This is a genomic window from Variovorax sp. GW821-FHT09A10 (assembly GCF_059418385.1).
Map to the genome: position 1 here is coordinate 557,668 of NZ_JBWKPT010000004.1, position 19,378 is coordinate 577,045.

The 19,378-nt window shown below is 66.9% G+C and carries 21 protein-coding genes and 1 tRNA gene; 11 read left to right on the forward strand and 11 right to left on the reverse strand.

Features of this window, described 5'->3' with window-relative positions; translation table 11 throughout:
• The first annotated feature begins 1 nt into the window (after position 1).
• The 8 genes from secY (at position 2) to AC07Q9_RS19330 (ending at position 4,768) form a co-directional block, all read left to right on the forward strand.
• Positions 2 to 1,315: a preprotein translocase subunit SecY gene (gene secY, locus AC07Q9_RS19295; protein WP_119555012.1), complete on the forward strand. Its 1,314-nt coding sequence runs from the start codon at positions 2 to 4 to the stop codon at positions 1,313 to 1,315.
• 66 nt (positions 1,316 to 1,381) lie between these two features.
• Positions 1,382 to 1,495, forward strand: a complete 114-nt coding sequence (gene rpmJ / locus AC07Q9_RS19300) for a 50S ribosomal protein L36 (RefSeq protein WP_013544106.1) — start codon at positions 1,382 to 1,384, stop codon at positions 1,493 to 1,495.
• Between the two features lie 23 nt (positions 1,496 to 1,518).
• Positions 1,519 to 1,884 carry a 30S ribosomal protein S13 gene (gene rpsM, locus AC07Q9_RS19305; RefSeq protein ID WP_013544105.1) on the forward strand — a complete coding sequence of 122 codons (366 nt, stop codon included), beginning with the start codon at positions 1,519 to 1,521 and terminating at the stop codon, positions 1,882 to 1,884.
• Between the two features lie 12 nt (positions 1,885 to 1,896).
• Positions 1,897 to 2,301 (forward strand): 30S ribosomal protein S11, encoded by a 405-nt coding sequence (gene rpsK / locus AC07Q9_RS19310; protein WP_009124825.1) that lies wholly within the window; start codon positions 1,897 to 1,899, stop codon positions 2,299 to 2,301.
• Positions 2,302 to 2,431: 130 nt separating this feature from the next.
• Positions 2,432 to 3,055, forward strand: coding sequence for a 30S ribosomal protein S4 (gene rpsD / locus AC07Q9_RS19315; protein WP_056576976.1), 624 nt, complete (start codon positions 2,432 to 2,434; stop codon positions 3,053 to 3,055).
• A gap of 142 nt (positions 3,056 to 3,197) precedes the next feature.
• Complete coding sequence (locus tag AC07Q9_RS19320; protein ID WP_056576973.1) at positions 3,198 to 4,187, forward strand: DNA-directed RNA polymerase subunit alpha; 990 nt, start codon at positions 3,198 to 3,200, stop codon at positions 4,185 to 4,187.
• Between the two features lie 87 nt (positions 4,188 to 4,274).
• Complete coding sequence (gene rplQ, locus AC07Q9_RS19325; protein WP_056576970.1) at positions 4,275 to 4,673, forward strand: 50S ribosomal protein L17; 399 nt, start codon at positions 4,275 to 4,277, stop codon at positions 4,671 to 4,673.
• An 18-nt stretch (positions 4,674 to 4,691) separates the two neighbouring features.
• Positions 4,692 to 4,768 (forward strand) — tRNA-Met (locus AC07Q9_RS19330).
• A gap of 204 nt (positions 4,769 to 4,972) precedes the next feature.
• Here the strand turns inward: AC07Q9_RS19330 and AC07Q9_RS19335 are convergent.
• Genes AC07Q9_RS19335 through AC07Q9_RS19360 form a run of 6 tightly spaced genes read right to left on the reverse strand, consistent with a single transcriptional unit; the run spans position 4,973 to position 11,919 of the window.
• Entirely contained in the window at positions 4,973 to 5,371 is a 399-nt protein-coding gene (locus tag AC07Q9_RS19335; RefSeq protein ID WP_056576966.1) for a RidA family protein, read from the reverse strand.
• The gene (locus AC07Q9_RS19340; RefSeq protein WP_495311344.1) at positions 5,368 to 6,996 is read right to left on the reverse strand and encodes an AMP-binding protein; all 1,629 of its coding nucleotides are present in this window, start codon (positions 6,994 to 6,996) and stop codon (positions 5,368 to 5,370) included. The genes AC07Q9_RS19335 and AC07Q9_RS19340 overlap by 4 nt, the downstream gene beginning before the upstream one ends.
• A 4-nt stretch (positions 6,997 to 7,000) precedes the next feature.
• Positions 7,001 to 8,194, reverse strand: coding sequence for an acyl-CoA dehydrogenase family protein (locus AC07Q9_RS19345; protein WP_139700616.1), 1,194 nt, complete (start codon positions 8,192 to 8,194; stop codon positions 7,001 to 7,003).
• Between the two features lie 8 nt (positions 8,195 to 8,202).
• Positions 8,203 to 9,057 carry an enoyl-CoA hydratase family protein gene (locus AC07Q9_RS19350; protein ID WP_354347742.1) on the reverse strand — a complete coding sequence of 285 codons (855 nt, stop codon included), beginning with the start codon at positions 9,055 to 9,057 and terminating at the stop codon, positions 8,203 to 8,205.
• Positions 9,054 to 9,533, reverse strand: coding sequence for a MarR family winged helix-turn-helix transcriptional regulator (locus AC07Q9_RS19355; RefSeq protein ID WP_101491458.1), 480 nt, complete (start codon positions 9,531 to 9,533; stop codon positions 9,054 to 9,056). Before AC07Q9_RS19355 ends, AC07Q9_RS19350 begins: the two co-directional genes overlap by 4 nt.
• Position 9,534: 1 nt before the next feature.
• Positions 9,535 to 11,919: a bifunctional salicylyl-CoA 5-hydroxylase/oxidoreductase gene (locus AC07Q9_RS19360; protein ID WP_495311346.1), complete on the reverse strand. Its 2,385-nt coding sequence runs from the start codon at positions 11,917 to 11,919 to the stop codon at positions 9,535 to 9,537.
• A 118-nt stretch (positions 11,920 to 12,037) separates the two neighbouring features.
• On the opposite strand from AC07Q9_RS19360, the gene AC07Q9_RS19365 reads away from it, so the two are divergent.
• Together AC07Q9_RS19365 and AC07Q9_RS19370 are read left to right on the forward strand one after the other, a co-directional pair.
• Positions 12,038 to 13,306 carry a class I SAM-dependent methyltransferase gene (locus AC07Q9_RS19365; protein ID WP_489061230.1) on the forward strand — a complete coding sequence of 423 codons (1,269 nt, stop codon included), beginning with the start codon at positions 12,038 to 12,040 and terminating at the stop codon, positions 13,304 to 13,306.
• Between the two features lie 17 nt (positions 13,307 to 13,323).
• Positions 13,324 to 13,653 carry a DUF1840 domain-containing protein gene (locus tag AC07Q9_RS19370; protein WP_489061229.1) on the forward strand — a complete coding sequence of 110 codons (330 nt, stop codon included), beginning with the start codon at positions 13,324 to 13,326 and terminating at the stop codon, positions 13,651 to 13,653.
• 17 nt (positions 13,654 to 13,670) lie between these two features.
• Here AC07Q9_RS19370 and AC07Q9_RS19375 read toward each other — a convergent pair whose 3' ends face one another.
• Positions 13,671 to 14,705: a Bug family tripartite tricarboxylate transporter substrate binding protein gene (locus AC07Q9_RS19375; protein ID WP_492683427.1), complete on the reverse strand. Its 1,035-nt coding sequence runs from the start codon at positions 14,703 to 14,705 to the stop codon at positions 13,671 to 13,673.
• A 71-nt stretch (positions 14,706 to 14,776) separates the two neighbouring features.
• Positions 14,777 to 15,706, reverse strand: coding sequence for a LysR family transcriptional regulator (locus AC07Q9_RS19380; protein WP_495311349.1), 930 nt, complete (start codon positions 15,704 to 15,706; stop codon positions 14,777 to 14,779).
• Between the two features lie 123 nt (positions 15,707 to 15,829).
• Between AC07Q9_RS19380 and AC07Q9_RS19385 the strand changes: the two genes are divergently transcribed.
• Positions 15,830 to 16,597, forward strand: a complete 768-nt coding sequence (locus tag AC07Q9_RS19385) for an SDR family oxidoreductase (RefSeq protein WP_495311351.1) — start codon at positions 15,830 to 15,832, stop codon at positions 16,595 to 16,597.
• Here AC07Q9_RS19385 and AC07Q9_RS19390 read toward each other — a convergent pair.
• From AC07Q9_RS19390 to AC07Q9_RS19400, 3 genes are read right to left on the reverse strand one after another with little or no spacing between them, the layout of a single operon-like run.
• Positions 16,585 to 17,034: a MarR family winged helix-turn-helix transcriptional regulator gene (locus tag AC07Q9_RS19390; protein WP_495311353.1), complete on the reverse strand. Its 450-nt coding sequence runs from the start codon at positions 17,032 to 17,034 to the stop codon at positions 16,585 to 16,587. The genes AC07Q9_RS19385 and AC07Q9_RS19390 overlap by 13 nt on opposite strands.
• Positions 17,035 to 17,055: 21 nt before the next feature.
• Complete coding sequence (locus tag AC07Q9_RS19395) at positions 17,056 to 18,018, reverse strand: alpha-ketoacid dehydrogenase subunit beta (protein ID WP_454900997.1); 963 nt, start codon at positions 18,016 to 18,018, stop codon at positions 17,056 to 17,058.
• Positions 18,009 to 19,031, reverse strand: a complete 1,023-nt coding sequence (locus tag AC07Q9_RS19400; protein WP_495311356.1) for a thiamine pyrophosphate-dependent dehydrogenase E1 component subunit alpha — start codon at positions 19,029 to 19,031, stop codon at positions 18,009 to 18,011. Before AC07Q9_RS19400 ends, AC07Q9_RS19395 begins: the two co-directional genes overlap by 10 nt.
• Between the last annotated feature and the right edge of the window lie 347 nt (positions 19,032 to 19,378).

The window sequence follows — 19,378 nt, forward strand, 5'->3', positions numbered from 1 at the left end:
CGTGGCAACTAACGCGGCAACGATCGCAAAAACAGGCAAGTTCGGCGACCTTCGTCGTCGGCTCGTCTTTTTGCTGCTCGCGCTCGTGGTCTACCGGATTGGCGCGCACATTCCTGTGCCGGGTATCAACCCGGACCAGCTGGCAGCGTTGTTCCAGGGCCAGCAGGGCGGCATTCTGAGCCTGTTCAACATGTTCTCGGGCGGGGCGCTGTCGCGTTTCACCGTGTTCGCGTTGGGGATCATGCCGTACATCTCGGCGTCGATCATCATGCAGCTGATGACCTACGTGCTTCCCAGCTTCGAGCAATTGAAGAAGGAAGGCGAGGCCGGTCGCCGCAAGATCACGCAGTACACGCGCTATGGCGCGCTCGGCCTGGCTCTGTTCCAGTCGTTCAGCATCGCAGTGGCCCTCGAATCGTCGGCCGGTCTGGTGATCGCCCCCGGTTTCGGCTTCCGCCTGACCGCCATGGTGAGCCTGACCGCTGGTTCGATGTTCCTGATGTGGCTCGGCGAGCAGATCACCGAACGCGGTCTCGGCAACGGCATCTCGATCCTGATCTTTGCAGGTATCGCGGCCGGTCTGCCGGGCGCCATCGGCGGCCTGGCTTCGCTGGTGACGACCGGTGCGATGAACCCCATCGTCGCGCTCTTCATCATCGCTGTCGTGGTGCTGGTCACCTACTTCGTGGTGTTCGTGGAACGTGGTCAGCGCAAGATCCTCGTGAACTATGCGCGGCGTCAGGTCGGCAACAAGGTTTACGGCGGTCAGTCGTCGCACCTGCCCCTGAAGCTGAACATGGCCGGTGTGATTCCTCCGATCTTCGCGTCGTCGATCATTCTGCTGCCGGCAACGGTGGTGGGCTGGTTCAGCGCCGGTGACGGTGGCTTCCGCTGGATCAAGGACATCGCCAGCGCACTGCGTCCGGGCGAGCCGATCTACGTGCTGCTGTACGCTGCTGCGATCGTTTTCTTCTGCTTCTTCTACACGGCACTCGTGTTCAACAGCAAGGAAACGGCCGACAACCTGAAGAAGAGTGGTGCGTTCATTCCTGGCATTCGCCCGGGTGACCAGACCGCTCGCTATATCGACAAGATTCTGGTTCGCCTGACGTTGGCTGGCGCGGTGTACATCACCTTCGTCTGCCTGCTGCCCGAGTTCCTGATCCTGAAGTACAACGTGCCGTTCTACTTCGGTGGTACCTCCCTGCTGATCATCGTGGTCGTCACGATGGACTTCATGGCCCAGGTGCAAAACTACATGATGTCCCAGCAGTACGAATCGCTGCTGAAGAAGGCGAACTTCAAGACATCGTAGGGCTGTGAGTTTCAGTATTGAGTCCGGGCGGTAGACCGCCACGTTAAACAGTTTTAGGAGAATGAAATGAGAGTTTCGGCTTCGGTCAAAACCATCTGCCGTAATTGCAAGGTCATCCGCCGTAAAGGTGTGGTGCGTGTGATTTGCACCGACCCGCGCCACAAGCAGCGCCAGGGTTGATTGAAGAGTATTAGAGGACGCACATGGCACGTATTGCTGGCATCAACATCCCGCCGCACAAGCACGCTGAAATCGGCCTGACCGCCATTTTCGGTATCGGTCGCACCCGCGCCCGTCAAATCTGCGAAGCGAGCGGCATCGAATATTCGAAGAAGATCAAGGATCTGACCGACGCCGATCTCGAAAAGATCCGCGACCAGATCGCTCTGTTCACGATCGAAGGCGATCTGCGTCGCGAGACGACGATGAACATCAAGCGTTTGATGGACATCGGCTGCTATCGCGGCTTCCGTCACCGTCGCGGCCTGCCGATGCGCGGCCAGCGCACGCGCACCAACGCCCGCACCCGCAAGGGTCCGCGCAAGGCTGCGCAGTCCCTGAAGAAATAAGGATAGACAAGCATGGCTAAAGCACCTGCAAACAACGCCGCACAGCGCGTTCGCAAGAAGGTTCGCAAGAACGTTGCGGACGGTATCGCCCACGTGCATGCCTCGTTCAACAACACCATCATCACGATCACCGATCGCCAGGGCAACGCCCTGTCGTGGGCTTCGTCGGGTGGCCAGGGCTTCAAGGGCTCGCGCAAGTCGACCCCGTTCGCTGCGCAGGTCGCTTCCGAAGTGGCCGGCCGTGCTGCTGTCGAACAAGGTATCAAGAACCTCGACGTCGAGATCAAGGGCCCCGGTCCTGGTCGCGAGTCGTCGGTGCGCGCACTGGCTGCGCTTGGCATCCGGATCAATTCCATTGCCGACGTGACGCCCGTTCCGCACAACGGCTGCCGTCCCCAGAAGCGTCGCCGCATCTGATCGTCAGTCCGCAAGGCGCAGCCAGCTTTCGAGCGGCTGCGCATTTGTTTTTTCACTAAGCCCACCGCCATCGGCACATCCGCCGATGGCTCCCGCAGGCAACTGCGGCAGATGACACCAAGGAAATACCGTGGCACGTTACCTCGGCCCCAAGGCCAAACTTTCCCGCCGTGAAGGCACCGACCTGTTCCTGAAGAGCGCCCGCCGCTCCATTCAAGACAAGGCCAAGTTCGACTCCAAGCCCGGCCAGCACGGTCGCACCTCGGGTCAGCGCACCTCCGACTACGGTCTGCAGCTGCGTGAGAAGCAGAAGGTCAAGCGCATGTACGGCGTGCTCGAGAAGCAGTTCCGCCGCTACTTCGAAGAAGCCGATCGTCGCCGTGGCAACACCGGCGCCAACCTGCTGTTCATCCTCGAGTCGCGCCTGGACAACGTGGTCTACCGCATGGGCTTCGGCTCGACGCGCGCCGAAGCACGTCAGCTCGTGTCGCACAAGGCGATCACCGTGAATGGCCAGTCGGTCAACATCCCGTCGTACCTGGTCAAGACCGGTGACGTGATCGCCGTGCGCGAAAAGTCGAAGAAGCAGAACCGCATTGTCGAAGCGCTGCAACTGGCCCAACAAGTCGGCATGCCGGCATGGGTCGATGTGAACGCCGACAAGGCCGAAGGCACCTTCAAGAAGGTCCCGGATCGCGACGAATTCGCAGCCGACATCAACGAATCGCTGATCGTCGAACTGTATTCGCGTTGATTTTCTCTACCCGCCTGCGCGTCTTTGCGCCGGCGGGAGATTGATATTGTTGTTCACGTTCCTGCTCCGCACTCTGTTGCGGATCAGGCGCTTCACCAGCCTTACCGGTGTAACGAGCCGGGGGTATTGAGAGGAAGTCTGCATGCAAACCACCCTGCTGAAACCCAAGACCATCCAGGTCGAGCAACTTGCCGCCAACAAGGCCAAGGTCACGCTCGAACCTTTCGAGCGCGGCTACGGCCACACGCTCGGCAACGCGCTGCGTCGCGTTCTGCTGTCGTCCATGGTCGGCTACTCGGCCACCGAAGTCACGATCGCTGGCGTTCTGCATGAGTACTCGTCGATCGACGGCGTGCAGGAAGATGTCGTCAACATCCTGCTGAATCTCAAGGGCGTGGTGTTCAAGCTCCACAACCGCGACGAAGTCACGCTGAGCCTGCGCAAGGACGGCGAAGGCCCGGTCCTCGCATCGGACATCCAGACCCCGCACGACGTCGAGATCATCAATCCTGACCACGTGATCGCGCACCTGTCGCAAGGCGGCAAGCTCGACATGCAGATCAAGGTCGAGAAGGGTCGCGGCTATGTGCCCGGCACGATGCGCCGCTACGCGGACGAGCCGACCAAGTCGATCGGCCGCATCGTTCTGGACGCGTCGTTCTCGCCCGTCAAGCGCGTGAGCTACACCGTCGAGAGCGCCCGTGTGGAACAGCGTACCGACCTGGACAAGCTGCTGGTCGAGATCGAAACCAACGGTGCGATCAGCGCCGAAGATGCCGTTCGCGCATCGGCTAAAATCCTGGTTGAACAGCTCGCCGTGTTTGCGCAGCTCGAAGGCGGCGAACTCGCTGCATTCGATGCACCCGCACCGCGCAGCGCCCAGCAATTCGATCCGATCCTGCTGCGCCCTGTCGACGAACTCGAACTGACGGTGCGTTCGGCCAACTGCCTGAAGGCCGAAAACATCTACTACATCGGTGACCTGATCCAGCGCACCGAAAACGAGCTGCTCAAGACCCCGAACCTGGGTCGCAAGTCGCTCAACGAAATCAAGGAAGTCCTCGCTTCGCGCGGTCTCACCTTGGGTATGAAGCTTGAAAGCTGGCCGCCGGCCGGTCTCGACAAGCGTTGATTTTTGTTTTGAATTGAGCCCCTGAGGGCTCGTGCCCGGGCAGTACCTGATACGGCTGCCTGTTTAATAAAGTAAAGGAAAAGCACCATGCGTCACGGACACGGACTTCGCAAACTCAACCGCACCAGCTCGCACCGCCTTGCGATGCTGCAGAACATGATGAATTCGCTCATCGAGCACGAAGTCATCAAGACCACGGTCCCCAAGGCCAAGGAACTGCGCCGCGTCATCGAGCCGATGATCACCCTGGCCAAGAAGCCCACGCTCGCCAACAAGCGCCTGGCCTTCGACCGCCTGCGCAGCCGCGACAGCGTCGTCAAGCTCTTCGGCGAACTCGGCCCGCGTTTCGCCGCGCGTCCGGGCGGCTACACCCGCATCCTGAAGATGGGTTTCCGCGTGGGCGACAACGCCCCGATGGCGCTCGTCGAACTGGTCGACCGTGCTGAAATTAAAGATGCTGGCGCTGAGCAAAACGCCGCTGAATAAGCTATAATTTATACTTGCCGCGCGATGGAGCAGCCTGGTAGCTCGTTGGGCTCATAACCCAAAGGTCGCAAGTTCAAATCTTGCTCGCGCAACCAATTTAAAAGGCCCTTTGAGAAATCAAAGGGCCTTTTTCTTTGTCCAAATTCTTTTGGAAATTCCCGGTCGAAATTCGACACAAAAAAATGCCCTCGCGAAGAGGGCTTTTCTGTTTCTGGCCCGCCCCGCAAAGAGGCCGGTTTCGAGAACGTGCGCCGCAGCGGCGCCTGAAGACTGCGCTGGCGCGCAGCCCAAGGGCGGGGTCAGTCCGGAATGACCGCCGTAACCTCGATCTCCACCTTCGCGCGGTGCTCCACCAGCGCCGCCACCTGCACGCAGGTCATGGCCGGGAAGTTGCGGCCCAGCGCGTCGCGGTAGACCGGGCCGAGCTCGGACAGGCGCCGGCTGTACTCGTCGCGGTCCGTCACGTACCAGGTCATGCGCACCATGTGCTCGGGGCCGGCACCGGCTTCGCGCAGCACCTCGGCGATGTTGCGCAGCGCCTGACCGCACTGGTCGATGAAGTCGTCGGATTCGAACTGCTGCTGGGCATTCCAGCCGATCTGGCCGCCGACGAACACCTGGGTGCCGCGCGCCGCGATGCCGTTTGCATAGCCCTTCGGGGGCAGCCAGCCCGGGGGCTGAATGAGTTTGTTCGTCATGATGGTGTGTTGCTGTTGAGTTGTCTCAATTTGAAGCGCTGGAGTTTGCCGGTTTCGGTGCGCGGCAGCGCCGTCACGAACTCGATCTCCCGCGGGTACTTGAAGGGGGCGATGGTGGCTTTCACGTGGTCCTGGAGGGCCTTCACCATCGCTGCGTCGCCGGCGTTGCCGGGCTTGAGCACGCAGAAGGCTTTCACGATCATGCCGCGGTCGGCGTCGGGCTTGCCGATCACGCCGCACTCGGCCACGGCCGGGTGCTTGAGCAGCGCATCTTCCACCTCCGGGCCGCCGACGTTGTAGCCGGCCGTGATGATCATGTCGTCCGCACGCGCCTGATAGAAGAAGTAGCCGTCGTCATCCTGCACGAACGAGTCGCCGGGGTAGTTCCAGCCGTTCTTCACGTAGTCGGCCTGGCGCGGATCGTCGAGGTAGCGGCAGCCGACCGGCCCTTGCAGCGCCAGCTTGCCGACCGTGCCGCGCGGCACCTCGTTGCCCTCGTCGTCGACCACCTTGGCCGTGAACCCCGGCACCGCCTTGCCGACGGCGCCGCGGCGCACCTCGTCGCCGGCGGCCGAGATGTAGATGTGGAACACCTCGGTGCCGCCGATGCCGTCGAGCATCTCGATGCCGGTGGTCTCCTTCCAGAGCTGGCGCGTGGCGTCGGGAAGCGCCTCGCCTGCGCTCACGCAGATGCGCAGGCTCGGCGCCCCGTGCTGCCGGACGAAGGGCGCCATCTGGCGATAGAAGGTGGGCGCGGTGTAGCAGAGGGTCGCGCCGACCTCGTTGATGAGCTTCACGAGCGCTTCGGGTGAGAAGGCGCCCTCGGGAAAGTACACCGACGCACCGGCCCACATCGGGAAGATCAGCAGCCCGCCGAGCCCGAAGGTGAAGGCCAGCGGCGGCGTGCCGACCACGATGTCGTCGCTGCGCGCGCGCAGCACGTGGCGCGGCCAGGTCTGGCACATGGCGACCACGTCGCGGTGCGTGGTGACGGGCGCCTTGGGCTTGCCCGTGGTGCCCGAGGTGAAGGCCAGCAGCGCGATGTCGTCGGCCGCCGTGGGGCAGGCCTGGAACACGCCGCTCTTGCTCGCTGCGCGGGCCGACAGCGAATCGGGCGCGTCCGGCTGATTGAAGGCAATCACCGTCGCGAGCACGGGATGCGCCTGCTGCGCGGCCACCAGCTCCTCGAGCAGGCGGCCCTCGCACAGCGCGGCCACGGGCTGCGATTTTTCGATGATCTCGCCCAGCTCCTTGGCGCGCAGCAGCGGCATGGTCGCTACCGCGATCAGCCCGGCCTTGACCACGGCCAGCCACGACAGCGCCATCCACACGGAGTTGCCGCCGCGCAGCAGCACGCGGTTGCCGGGCACGAGCCCGAGATCCTCGACCAGCACCTGGGCGATGCGGTTCACCTCGACGCCCGCCTGGGCGTAGGTGAGCACGCCGGCGGGCGAGCGCAGCATCGGCTTGTCGCCGAAGCCCTTGGCGACCGCCTTGTCCAGCAGCTCCTCGACCAGGTTCAGCTGGTCGGGGAACTGCAGCTCGGGCAGGTCGTAGCGAAAGACCGGCAGCTGCGCGGCAGGCGGCAGGCGGTCATGAACGAAGCGATCGACTTGGGCAGACACGGTTTCACCCCCGCAAAACGGATTTGCCGATGATCAGTTGCTGGACTTCCGTCGCGCCTTCGTAGATGCGCAGCGAGCGGATGTCCCGGTACAGGCTTTCGATCTTGGTGCCGACCTTCACGCCGAGTCCCCCATGCATCTGCAGCGCCATGTCGATCACGCGGCTGGCGTTCTCGGTGGCGCACATCTTGGCCATGGCGGCTGCGGCCGACACGTCGCCGACCGCCGGCGCGCCGCGGCGCTCCGCGTCGTCGCGCATCCAGGCGGCGCGGTAGGTGAGTAGCGCGGCGCTGTCGATCAGCGCGGCCATCTCGCCGAGCTTGGCCTGCGTGAGCTGGAAGTCGGCCAGCGTCTGGCCGAACATGCGGCGGCCCTTGGCATGCGCGATGGCTTCGGCGAGCGCGCGGCGTCCCATGCCAAGCGCGGCCGCGGCCACCGAGGCGCGGAAGATGTCGAGCGTGCGCATCGCGAGCTTGAAGCCGCCGTTCAGCGTGCCCAGCTGCGCCGTGCGCGGCACGACGCAGTTGTCGAAGCGCAGGGTGGCCAGCGGGTGCGGCGCCATCACGTCGATGTGGGCCGAGGTGTCGAGCCCCGGCGTCGTCGCGTCGACGATGAACACCGTGATGCCGCGCGTGCCGGCCGTGGGGTCGGTCTTGGCGAACACGCAGTAGAAGTCGGCGATGCCGCCGTTGCTGATCCAGGTCTTCTCGCCGTTCAGGCGCCAGCCGTCGGCGGTGGGCTCGGCGCGCATTGCCATCGCTGCCACGTCGGAGCCGGCCTCAGGTTCGCTGAGCGCGAAAGCCGCGATCTTCTTGCCCTGGCCGACCGCCGTGAGGTACTGCGACTGCTGCTCGGGCGTGCCGTCCAGCGTGATCGCGCCGCTGCCCAGGCCCTGCATCGCGAAGGCGAAGTCGGCCAGTGGCGAGTGGTAGCCGAGCGTTTCGCGCAGCAGCACGAGCGCGCGCGAATCGAGGCGCTCGAGCGCGCCACCGGCACTGCCGGGCACCGCGTAGCGCAGCCAGCCGGCGTCGCCGAGACGGCGCACCCATTCGCGGCAAGCCGCGCGGTCGTCGCGCTCATCGATCTCCTGGGCGGCGCACCAGGGCAGCAGGTCGTTGGCGAGCGCGCGGTGCGCGTCGTCGAAGAACGGCAGCGCGAGGTGCGCGGTCGAAGGTGGGGCGGGGATCTTGGTCATCATGATGCGCGTCAGTCTCCGCCGAACACCGGCTTGCGCTTGGCCGCGAAGGCCTCGTAGGCGCGCTTGAAGTCTTCGGTCTGCATGCAGATCGCCTGCGCCTGCGCTTCGGCCTCGATGGCCTGGTCGATGGTCATCGACCATTCCTGCGACAGCATGGTCTTGGTCATGCCGTGCGCGAAGCTCGGGCCTTCGGCCAGGTCGCGCGCGACCTTGGTGGCGGCGTCGAGCAGCGAGGCGCTGTCGTGCAGTGCGTTGAAGAAGCCCCAGGCCTGGCCTTCGTCGGCGGTCATGGCGCGGCCGGTGAACAGCAGCTCCGAGGCGCGGCCCTGGCCGATCACGCGCGGCAGCAGCGCGCAGGCGCCCATGTCGGCGCCGGCCAAGCCCACGCGTGTGAAGAGGAAAGCGGTGCGCGTGGCGGGCGTGCCGTAGCGCAGGTCGCAGGCCAGCGCGATCATCGCGCCGGCGCCGGCGCACACGCCGTCGATCGCGCCGACGATCGGCTGCGGGCAGTTGCGGATGGCCTTCACGAGGTCGCCCGTCATGCGCGTGAACTCGAGCAGCTCGGGCATGCGCATGCCGGTCAGCGGGCCGATGATTTCATGCACGTCGCCGCCCGAGCAGAAGTTGCCGCCGGCGCCGGTGACGACGATCACCTTCACGTCGGTCGCGTAGGTCAGCGCGCGGAACAGGTCGCGCAGTTCGGCGTACGAGTCGAAGGTCAGCGGGTTCTTGCGCTCGGGGCGGTTCAGCGTGATGGTGCCGACGCCGGCCTCGTAGCGCCAGGCGAAGTGCTCGGCCTTGTAGTCGGCCTTGGGTTCGAATTGCGCGCGCATGGGATTGCTTGCGCCGATGTAGTGCTTCATGCGGTCTCCGCCAATTGGCTGCTGTGGGAATGTTGCTTGACCTTGCCGAGCAGCTTGTGAAGCTGCGCGATCTCCTTGGGGTTGAGGCTCGAGAAAGCCTCGACGATCCAGTCTTCGTGCTGCTGCGCCATCTCGTTGAAGAGCTTGCGTCCGCGCGGCGTGAGGCGCACGCGCCAGGCGCGGCGGTCGCCCTCGACGTTGATGCGCTCCACCAGCCCTTCGGTCACGAGCTGGTCGGTGATGCCGGTGACGTTGCCGCCCGTGACCATCATGCGACGCGAGAGCTCGTTCATCTTCAGGCCGTCGGGCGAGCGCTCGAGTTGCGACATGAGATCGAAGCGCGGCAGCGTGGTGGCGAACTGCGCGCGCAGTCCGTTGCGCACCTGCTTTTCCACCAGCTGCGTGCAGGTGAGCATGCGCAGCCAGAGGCGCAGCGCCTCCGGGTGCTCGCTGTGGGCGCGTGCTTCGAGGTCCATGTCAGTGCGTCTCTTCGGCGTCGGCCGCGCGGCCCGCGGCAGCGGTGGCCGCGGCGATCTGCTGCTGCTTGGCGATCTCGCGGTACATCTGGTCGCGGCCGCTCAGGTACTGCTTGGGCCAGTCGACGTCGCGGCTTTGCAGCTTGGCGGCTTCGTGCAGCGTCCAGGCCGGGTCGGCCAGGTGCGGGCGCGCCACGGCGCACAGGTCGGCGCGGCCGGCCGCGATGATGCTGTTGGCCTGGTCGGCGTCGGTGATGGCGCCCACCGCGATGGTCGAGATGCCGACCTCGTTGCGGATGCGGTCGGCGAACGGCGTCTGGTACATGCGGCCGTACACGGGCTTGGCATCGCGCGTGGTCTGGCCCGACGACACGTCGATGAAGTCGGCGCCGGCCTCCTTGAAGAGGCGTGCGACCACCACGGCGTCGGCATCGGTGTTGCCGCCCGGTGCCCAGTCGTGCGCCGAGATGCGCACGCTCATCGGCTTGTCGGCCGGCCACACGGCGCGCATCGCGCGGAACACTTCGAGCGGGTAGCGGCAGCGCGCTGCGATGTCGCCGCCGTACTCGTCGGTGCGCTGGTTGGTGAGCGGGCTGATGAAGGCCGACAGCAGGTAGCCGTGCGCGCAGTGCAGCTCGAGCCAGTCGAAGCCGCACTCGACCGCCCGGCGTGTCGAGTCGACGAACTGGTCGCGCAGCGTGTCCATCTCGGCGCGCGTGATCGCGGCCGGCAGCTGGTTCTGTTCACCGTAGGGCAGGGCGCTGGCGCCGAGCACGGGCCAGTTGCCGCTTTCGAGCGGCTCGTCGGTGCCTTCCCAGCCCACGCGCGTCGAGCCCTTGGGGCCGCTGTGGCCGAGCTGGATCGCGATCTTGGCGCTCGACTGCGTGTGCACGAAGTCGACGATGCGCTTGAACGCGGCCTGCTGCGTGTCGTTGTACAGGCCCGTGCAGGCCGGCGTGATGCGGCCTTCGGGCGTGGGGCTGGTCATCTCGACGCACACCATCGCGGCGCCGCCGAGGGCGCGCGCGCCCAGGTGCACCAGCAGGAAGTCTTGCGGCACGCCGTCGACCGCGCTGTAGGTCGCCATCGGCGAGACCACGATGCGGTTCTTGAGTTCGAGCCCGCGCACCTTCAGCGGCATCAGCATCGGCGCCATCGCCTTGCCGCCCGCCAGCCACTGCTCGTAACCGCCGAGCCATTGCGTGTCGCGCACGCGCAGGTTCTCGTGGCTGATGCGCTGCGAGCGCGTGAGCAGCGAGTACGCGAACTGCTCGATCTCCATGCCCGTGTAGCGCGGCACGTTCTCGAACCATTCGGTGGAGTTGCGCGCGGCGTTCTGGATCTTCAGCACCTCGACGCTGCGGCGTGCCTCATAGCCTTCAAGCACATGGTCGAGCGTACCGCCCTGTTCGAATTCGTTGGCCAGGTCGATCGCGTCTTCGAGCGCGAGCTTGGTGCCCGAGCCGATCGAGAAGTGCGCGGTGTGCGCGGCGTCGCCCATGAGCACGACGGGCACCGAGCGGCCCTCGACGTCGATGCGGTGCGTCCAGCGCTCGCACACCACGCGCGGAAAGCGTATCCAGTTGGCCGAGCCGCGCAGGTGCGTGGCGTTGCTGATGAGCGCGTGGCCGCCCAGGTACTTGGCGAACAGCTTCTCGCAGAAGGCGATGGCCTCGGGCTGCTCCATCTGGTCCAGGCCGTGGGCCTTCCACACGGCCTCGGGCGTCTCGACGATGAAGGTCGAGGTCTTGTCGTCGAACTGGTAGGCATGCGCCTGGAACCAGCCGTGCTCGGTCTGTTCGAAGGCGAAGGTGAAGGCATCGAAGGTCTGGTGCGTGCCCAGCCACACGAAGCGGCAGTTGCGCAGGTCGACGTCGGGCTTGTACACGTCGGCGTAGCGCTGGCGGATGCGGCTGTTGAGGCCGTCGCTGGCAATCACGAGGTCGGCCTTGTACTGCGCGGCAATGGCCTGGTCGTCGGTGGCGTCGGTTTCGAACACCAGCTCCACGCCGAGTTCGAGGCAGCGTTCCTGCAGGATGTTCAAGAGGCGCTTGCGGCCGATGCCGCAGAAGCCGTGGCCGCCCGAGCGCACCTGGCGGCCCTTGAAGAAGACCTGGATGTCGTCCCAGTGGTGGAACTCGTTGCCGATGAGCGCGGCTGTGGGGCCGTCGGCCGCGCGCAGGTTGCCCAGCGTCTGGTCGCTGAGCACCACGCCCCAGCCGAAGGTGTCGAAGGGGCGGTTGCGTTCGACCACCGTGATCTGCAGCGCCGGGTTGCGGGCCTTCATCAGCAGGGCGAAATACAGGCCGGCTGGACCCCCACCGATGCACAGGATGCGCTGGAGGTCCGAGGCGGGCGCGAGGCGGGGGGAGGTCAAGCTGTTCATGGTTGAATAGTTTAGGCATAAACGATCTGTTGTCAACGAGGGGTTCTCTGCAGAGGCCCCGTGCCCGTGCGGCGCGCGATGTCATGCAAATTCTTGGAAAAATCAATACCATGGCCCCATGCAACACTTGATACCCAAGATCGAGTCGCAGCTGGCCTCGCTGCCCGTGCCCATCGCACTGGAGCTGCCCGACGGGCGCCGGGTCGCCCAGGCGGGCTCACGCGTGACGCTGGCTTTCAAGGAGTGGTCGGTGCTGGCCAAGCTGGCCGGCCGGCAGGTCGGGGCCATCGGCGAGGCCTACGTCGAGGGCAAGGTGCAGATCGAGGGCGCCATGCGCGACCTGATCGACGCCACCGTCGGCCTGTTGCCCGGCAACCCCGCCGAAACCGACACCAGCTGGTGGAGCCGCCTGCAGCACCGCGCCAAGTCACGCGGCTCGCATTCGCTGCGCAAGGACGCCGCGCAGATCGAGTTCCACTACGACGTCTCCGACGATTTCTACGCGCTGTGGCTGGACCCGCGCCGCGTCTATTCATGCGCCTACTTCCGCACGCCCGAGCTCACGCTGGCGCAGGCGCAGGAAGCCAAGCTCGACCACATCTGCCGCAAGCTCATGCTGCAGCCCGGCGAGCGCTACCTCGACGTTGGTTCGGGCTGGGGCGCGCTGTTGCTGTGGGCGGCCGAGCACTACGGCGTGGACGCCACCGGCATCACGCTGTCGAAGAACCAGCACGCGCATGTGCAGCGGCTCATCGAAGAAAAAGGGCTGCAGGGCCGCGTGCGCGTGGAGCTGCGCGACTACCGCGAGCTGCCCGACGACCAGCCCTTCGACAAGATCTCGTCGGTGGGCATGTTCGAGCACGTGGGCGCGGCCAACATGCCGACCTACTTCCGCAAGATCCACACGCTGCTCAAGCCGGGCGGGCTGGTGCTCAACCACGGCATCACCTCGGGCGAGCTGAACTACCGCCAGCTCGGTGCGGGCATGGGCGACTTCATCGAGAAGTACATCTTCCCCGGCGGCGAGCTGCTGCACGTGACGCACGTGCTGCGCGAGACCGCGGCGGCCGGCTTGGAGATGGTCGACACCGAGAGCCTGCGCCCGCATTACGCGCGCACGCTGTGGGCGTGGTCGGATGCGCTCGAGGCGCAGCTCGATGCCGCGCGCGAGGTGCTGGGCCGCAGCGGTGGCCGCCAGGGCGAGAACGCCGAGCGTGTGCTGCGTGCCTACCGCCTGTACCTCGCGGGCTCGGCGATGAGCTTCGAGCAGGGATGGATTTCGCTGCACCAGATGCTGTCGACCAAGCCCGACGGCAAGGTCGAACATGGCGCCTTGCGCGGTGCGCAATCGGTGTACCCTTTTGCCCGTGACTACATCTACAAATAAGTGAGGACACCACCACCATGCTCTACCGCTTCAAATCCCGGGCCGCCCCAGACTTCGTGATGCTCGAGGTGCATGCGCGCCAGCTGCTCGACATCGTCGGCAAGCCGGCCGCGCCGCAGGGCATCATCACGGTCGAGCAGATCCCCGGCGCCATCGCCGCCCTCGAGGCCGCACTGGCCCGTGAAAGCAGCAAGCCGGCGCCGCACAACCACGACGAGCATGCCGTCGAAGGCCACGACGCCGAAGCCGAGAAGCAGCATGTCGGCCTGCACCAGCGCGCCGCGCCGCTGCTGCACATGCTCAAGGACTCGCAGGCCGAGAGCAAGGACGTGACCTGGGGGACCTGAGCGGTCCCGGCTCGTGATCAGTCCACCTTTGCGCCGGACTCTTTCACGACTTTTGCCCACTTCACGTGCTCACTCGCAATGAGCTTCGTGAAGTCCGCCGGCGAATTGCCGCTGGGGATCGCGCCCTGGGCCAGCATCTTTTCCTTGATCGCCGGCGTGCCCAGCGACTTGGCCACTTCCTGCTGGATGCGGTTCACGATCTCGGGCGACGTGCCGGCCGGCGCCAGCAGCCCGAACCATGAACTCGCCTCATAGCCCTTGAGCGCGGGGCCGCCGGCTTCTTCCACCGTCGGCACATCGGGCAGCGCGGGCGAGCGCTGCGAACTGGTCACGGCCAGCGCCGTGAGCTTGCCGCCCTTGATCTGCGCCATCGACGAGGGCAGGTTGTCGAACATCACATCGGCGTTGCCGCCCACCATGTCCAGCAGCGCCGGGCCCGATCCCTTGTACGGGATGTGGGCCATGAAGGTGCCCGTCATGCTCTTGAAGAGTTCGCCCGCCAGGTGGATCGAGGTGCCGCTGCCGCTCGATGCCATGTTCAGCTTGCCGGGATTCGCCTTCGCGTACTTGATGAAGTCCTGCACGTTGCGGATGTTCAGCGACTTGGCCTTTTCGGCGTTCATCTCCATCACGTTCGGCACCGCGGCCACCAGGGTGATCGGCGCGAAATCCTTGATCGGGTCGAAGGGCAGCTTGGGGTACAGCGCGCGGTTGATGCCGTGCGTGCCCACCGTGCCCATCAGCAGCGTGTAGCCGTCGTTGGGCGAGCGCGCGACGATCTCGGCGCCCACGTTGCCGCCGGCGCCCGCACGGTTGTCCACGATGAACTGCTGGCCGAAGGCCTTCGAGAGCTCGGGCGCCACGGCGCGCGCCAGGATGTCGGTGGTGCCGCCGGCCGCGAAGGGCACGACGATGCGCACCGGCTTGGTCGGCCAGGTGGCCTGCGCGTGTGCCGCGCCGCCCAGCAGCGCGAGGGTGGCCGCCGCCGTGGCGACGAGCGCGAAGCGGCGGGTGGAGGAAGTGACGGAAGAAGAGCGGGAGATGGAAGTCATGCGCGCCTTTGTACAGGGGGGCGCCGCAGGCGTCGCGAGTAAAAACCCCGGCCTTCGATGGACATCGCCGCTCAGCCCACCTGCATCCGCTGCGCGAACTGCGCCTCGCGAAAACGCGCCAGCACGAAGTCGACGAACACCCGCGTCTTCGGCGGCAGCAGCTTCTTGCTCGGGTAGTAGATCCACACGGCGCCCGAATCCTGGTACCACTCGGGCAGCAGCCGCACCAGCGCGCCGCTGCGCAGGCCGCGCTCCACAAAGGGCATCGGCAGCATCGCCACGCCGAGCCCCAGCAGCGCCGCCTGCGCGATCGCCTCGGGGTCGTTGAAGATCGCGCGCGGGCGCGCCGGCAGGTCGACCATGGTTTCTTCGCCGCTCGCATGCCGCAGCGTCCAGGGCCGCAGCCGGCCCGTGGGCGACGAGCGGCGCAGCAGCACGTCGAAGCGCGCCAGCTCGGACGGATGCGCGGGCAGCGCGCGCCCCGCCAGGTAGGCCGGCGCCGCCACCGCGACCACGTGGATGCGCGCCAGCTCGCGCGCCACCACGCCGGGCGACAGCGCAATGCCGCCGCCGATGGCCGCGTCGAAGCCCTCGCCGACCAGGTCGACCTGCTGGTTGTCGAAATGCCAGTCGGGCACGATGCTCGGGTAACGCGCCAGGAAGTCGCCCATGAACGGCAGCACGTGCTCGCGCCCGAAGGCCTGGCCCATGCTCACCTTCAGCGTGCCCGACGGCTGGCCGTCGTCCTGCGCGAGGCCGGCCACGGCGTCCTGCAGCGTGGCCAGCGCACCGCCCACCTGCGCCAGGAAGCGCTCGCCGGCCTCGGTCAGCGTGAGCCGGCGCGTGCTGCGCTGGAACAGCCGCACGCCCAGCCGCGCCTCGAGCCGCGCCACGTTCTTGCTGACCGCCGCGGGCGTCAGCCCCAGGCGCCGCGCGGCCGCCGAGAAGCTGCCGCCCTCGGCGCTCTGCACGAAGGATTCGAGGTGATTGAGCGGTTCCATGCCGCCATTCTGGCGTTCATCTTCAACTTTGGGTTGAATCTGATCGGGCCGATTGATGGCTACCGCAAAGGGAATGGAATTCCGACACTGAAGGCCTTCCTCCTCCAACTGATCGGAAAAATCATGGCTTCCACCTCTGTGTCCTCCTCCCCCGTCCTGGCGGGCAAGGTCGCCTTCGTCACCGGCGGCTCGCGCGGCATCGGCGCCGCCATCGTGCGCCGGCTGGCGCGCGATGGCGCGGCCGTGGCCTTCACCTACGTCAGCGCGCAGGCCGAGGCCGACAAGCTCGCCGGCGAAATCCAGGCCGCCGGCGGCCGCGCGCTGGCCATCCGTGCCGACGCCGGCGACGCCGCTGCGCTGACGGCCGCCATTGCCCAGGGCGCACGCGCCTTCGAGCGGCTCGACATCCTGGTGAACAACGCCGGCGTGTACCTCGGCGGCGAACTCGACACCTTCTCGCTCGAAGACTTCGACCGCACCATCGACGTCAACGTGCGCGCCACCTTCGTGGCCGTCCAGGCCGCCGCGCGCCACATGGGCGACGGCACGGGCCGCATCGTCAACATCGGCAGCATCAACGCCGAGCGCGTGCTGGACGCGGGCGCCAGCGTCTACGCGATGAGCAAGGCCGCCATCGTCGGCCTCACGCGCGGCCTGGCGCGCGATCTCGGCGCGCGTGGCATCACGGTCAACAACGTGCAGCCCGGCCCCATCGACACCGCGATGAACCCCGCCACCGGCCCGCGCGCCGCCTCGATGCACGAGGTGATGGTGCTGCCGCGCCACGGCCGCGCCGAAGAAATCGCCGGCATGGTCGCCTACCTCGTGGGCCCGGACGGCGGCTTCGTCACCGGTGCCAACCTGAGCGTGGACGGCGGCTACACCGTCTGATCGGTTGCGCCGGGGTCGGGCGCGCGCTCCACCGCGCGGATCAGCGTGTCGAGCGTGTCGCTCAGGCGGGCCAGCTCGCTCGCATCGACGCCCGCGAACAGCTCGGCCTCGCGCTGCCGTCCCAGCGCGCCGACGGTGGCGTGCAGCGCCTTGCCGGCGGCCGTGAGGTACAGGCGGCTGCAGCGCTGGTCGGTCGGGTCGCTGCGGCGCTGCACGCGCTGGTGGCGCTTCAGGCCCGCCAGCGCGCGGCTCACGGCCATCTTGTCCAGGCCGGTGAGGTCGGCGACCTGCGTGGCGCTGAGCCCCGGCTGCGCGGCCAGCACGGCCATCGCGCGCCACTCGTTCAGCGTGAGCTGGTGCTCGCGCCCCACGCGCTCATGGAACGGCCGCGCCGTGAGATTGACGACCCGCACCAGCTTGAAGAAGAGCGGGTCCATGGCCGTTCGTGCTTTTGTGGTTCAGCCGGCCAGCTTCTTCGCCGCCGCCACGATCGCGTCCACGCCGACGCGCGACTGCGCCTCCAGCACCGGCGCGTAGCCGACCGGAATGCGCGGCGCGCCCAGCCGCGCGACGCGGCAGCCCGTGGCTTCGGCCGCGCTCGCGGCGATCTCGGCGCCGAAACCCGCGGCCTGCACCGCCTCGTGCACCACCAGCAGCCGCCCCGTGCGCGCGCACGACGACAGCACCGTCTCGCGGTCCCAGGGCCACAGCGTGCGCAGGTCGATCAGGTCGACTGCGATGCCCTCGGCCGCCAGCGCGTCGCAGGCCGCGGCGCAAGGCTGCATCTGCTTGCTCCAGCTCACGAGCGTGAGCGCGTTGCCTTCGCGCACGCGCGCCGCTTTGCCCAGCGGCACGGCCAGCGTGTCGTCCACCTCGCCGCGCACGCCCCACAGCGTCTTGTGCTCGATGTAGACCACCGGGTCGCCGCATTGCAGCGCCGCACGCAGCAGGCCGTGGTTGTCCTGCGGCGTCGACGGGCTCACCACCACCACGCCCGGCAGGTGTGCGAACCAGGCCTCGAGCGACTGCGAATGCTGCGCCGCCGAGGCGTCCCAGATGCCGCCCGGCATGCGCGCCACCAGCGGCACGCGGCCCTGGCCGCCGAACATGAAGCGGTTCTTCGCGGCCTGGTTCACCAGCTCGTCCATGCCGCACAGCGCGAAGTCGACCACGCGCATCTCGACGACAGGGCGCAGGCCCGCGAGCGCCATGCCCACGCCGGCGCCCATGATCGCGGCCTCGCTGATCGGCGTGTCGATCACGCGTTCGGCACCGTACTGCTGCTGCAGCCCCTTGTACTGGCCGAAGATGCCGCCGCGGCCCACGTCCTCGCCGAGCACGACCACGCGCGGGTCGGCGTCCATCTCCTGCTGCAGCGCGCGCACGGCGGCTTCGGAATAGCTCAGCGTCGTCACAGCCATTGGCCTGCTCCCGTGGTCTGCACGTCGGTGAAGGCGGCGCTCGCCTCGGGCCAGGGCGCCGCATCGGCCACGGCCAGGGCCGTGTCCACCTCGTCGCGCGCGGCGTTCTCGATGGCGTCCAGCGTCGCGACGGCCACGCCGGTGTCCAGCAGGTGCCCGCGGGCGCGCGCGATCGGGTCGGTTTCCAGCGCGGCGGCCAGTTCGGCCGGGTCGCGGTAGGCCGCGAGATCGACCGACACATGGCCCTTCACGCGGTAGGTGAGCGCGTGCAGCAGGCGCGGCCCCGCGCCGCTGCGCACCTCGGCCACCAGACGCGCGGCGGCGGCATGCACCGCGAACACGTCGTTGCCGTCGACCTGCGTGGCCGCGATGTCCATCGACGCGGCGCGCGCCGAGGCGCCGTCGCCCGCCGTCATCGGGCCGCTCGCGGTGGTGGCGCTCCAGCGGTTGTCCTCGCAGACGAAGAGCACGGGCAGGTCGTACACGCGGGCCCAGTTCAGCGCTTCGAGGAACGGACCGCGGTTGATCGCGCCGTCGCCGAAGAAGCAGACCGTGATGTCGTCGCTGCGCTTCAAGAGCTTTTGCGCGTGCGCCGCGCCGACGGCGATCGGCAAGCCCGCCGCGACCACGCCGTTGGCGCCCAGCATGCCCACCGAGAAATCCGCGATGTGCATCGAACCGCCCTTGCCGCCGTTGAAGCCCGTGGCCTTGCCGAACAGCTCGCACATCATTCGCGTGAGGTCCGCGCCCTTGGCCAGCGTGTGGCCGTGGCCGCGGTGCGTGGAGGTGAGGTAGTCGCTCGCGCGCAGGTGGGCGCACACGCCCGCCGGCACGGCTTCCTGCCCGGTCGACAGGTGCAGCGGCCCGCGCACCTTGGCGGCGCCGCCCGCCTGCTGGCCGTAGGCGCTGACCCCGCCCTGGCTGGCGGTTTCGGCGGCGTTCTCGAAGGCGCGGATGCGCACCATGACGCGGTACAGCGCCTCGCCGGCGCCTGGGGGGTTGCTCGGGTCCATCTTGTCTCCAACGCCCTGGGGATCGGCGCTTCGAGAAAAATCGTATCAACCGAGACGGATTCGACCTACCGGGCTAACCCTTCGACCCCCCGCCCGGCCTCCTTTTCGGGCGCGGGCTTCCTGTTCTCTTCTCTATTTATTCTTCTTATTTAAGTTAGTAGTAGTAGATAAGGGTAAACCCGATCTGTGGACAGGGCACTTTTTCCCTTGCCTGACAACAACTTGTCACACCCCGGACACTGTGTGCTCCTGTGCTTTCGCGGTGCTATCAAAACAGGAACAACTTGGGCGAGGTCGCTCCCGCTGTGGATAACAGGGGGCTTGTCCGGAAACTGTCCCCAGAGTTT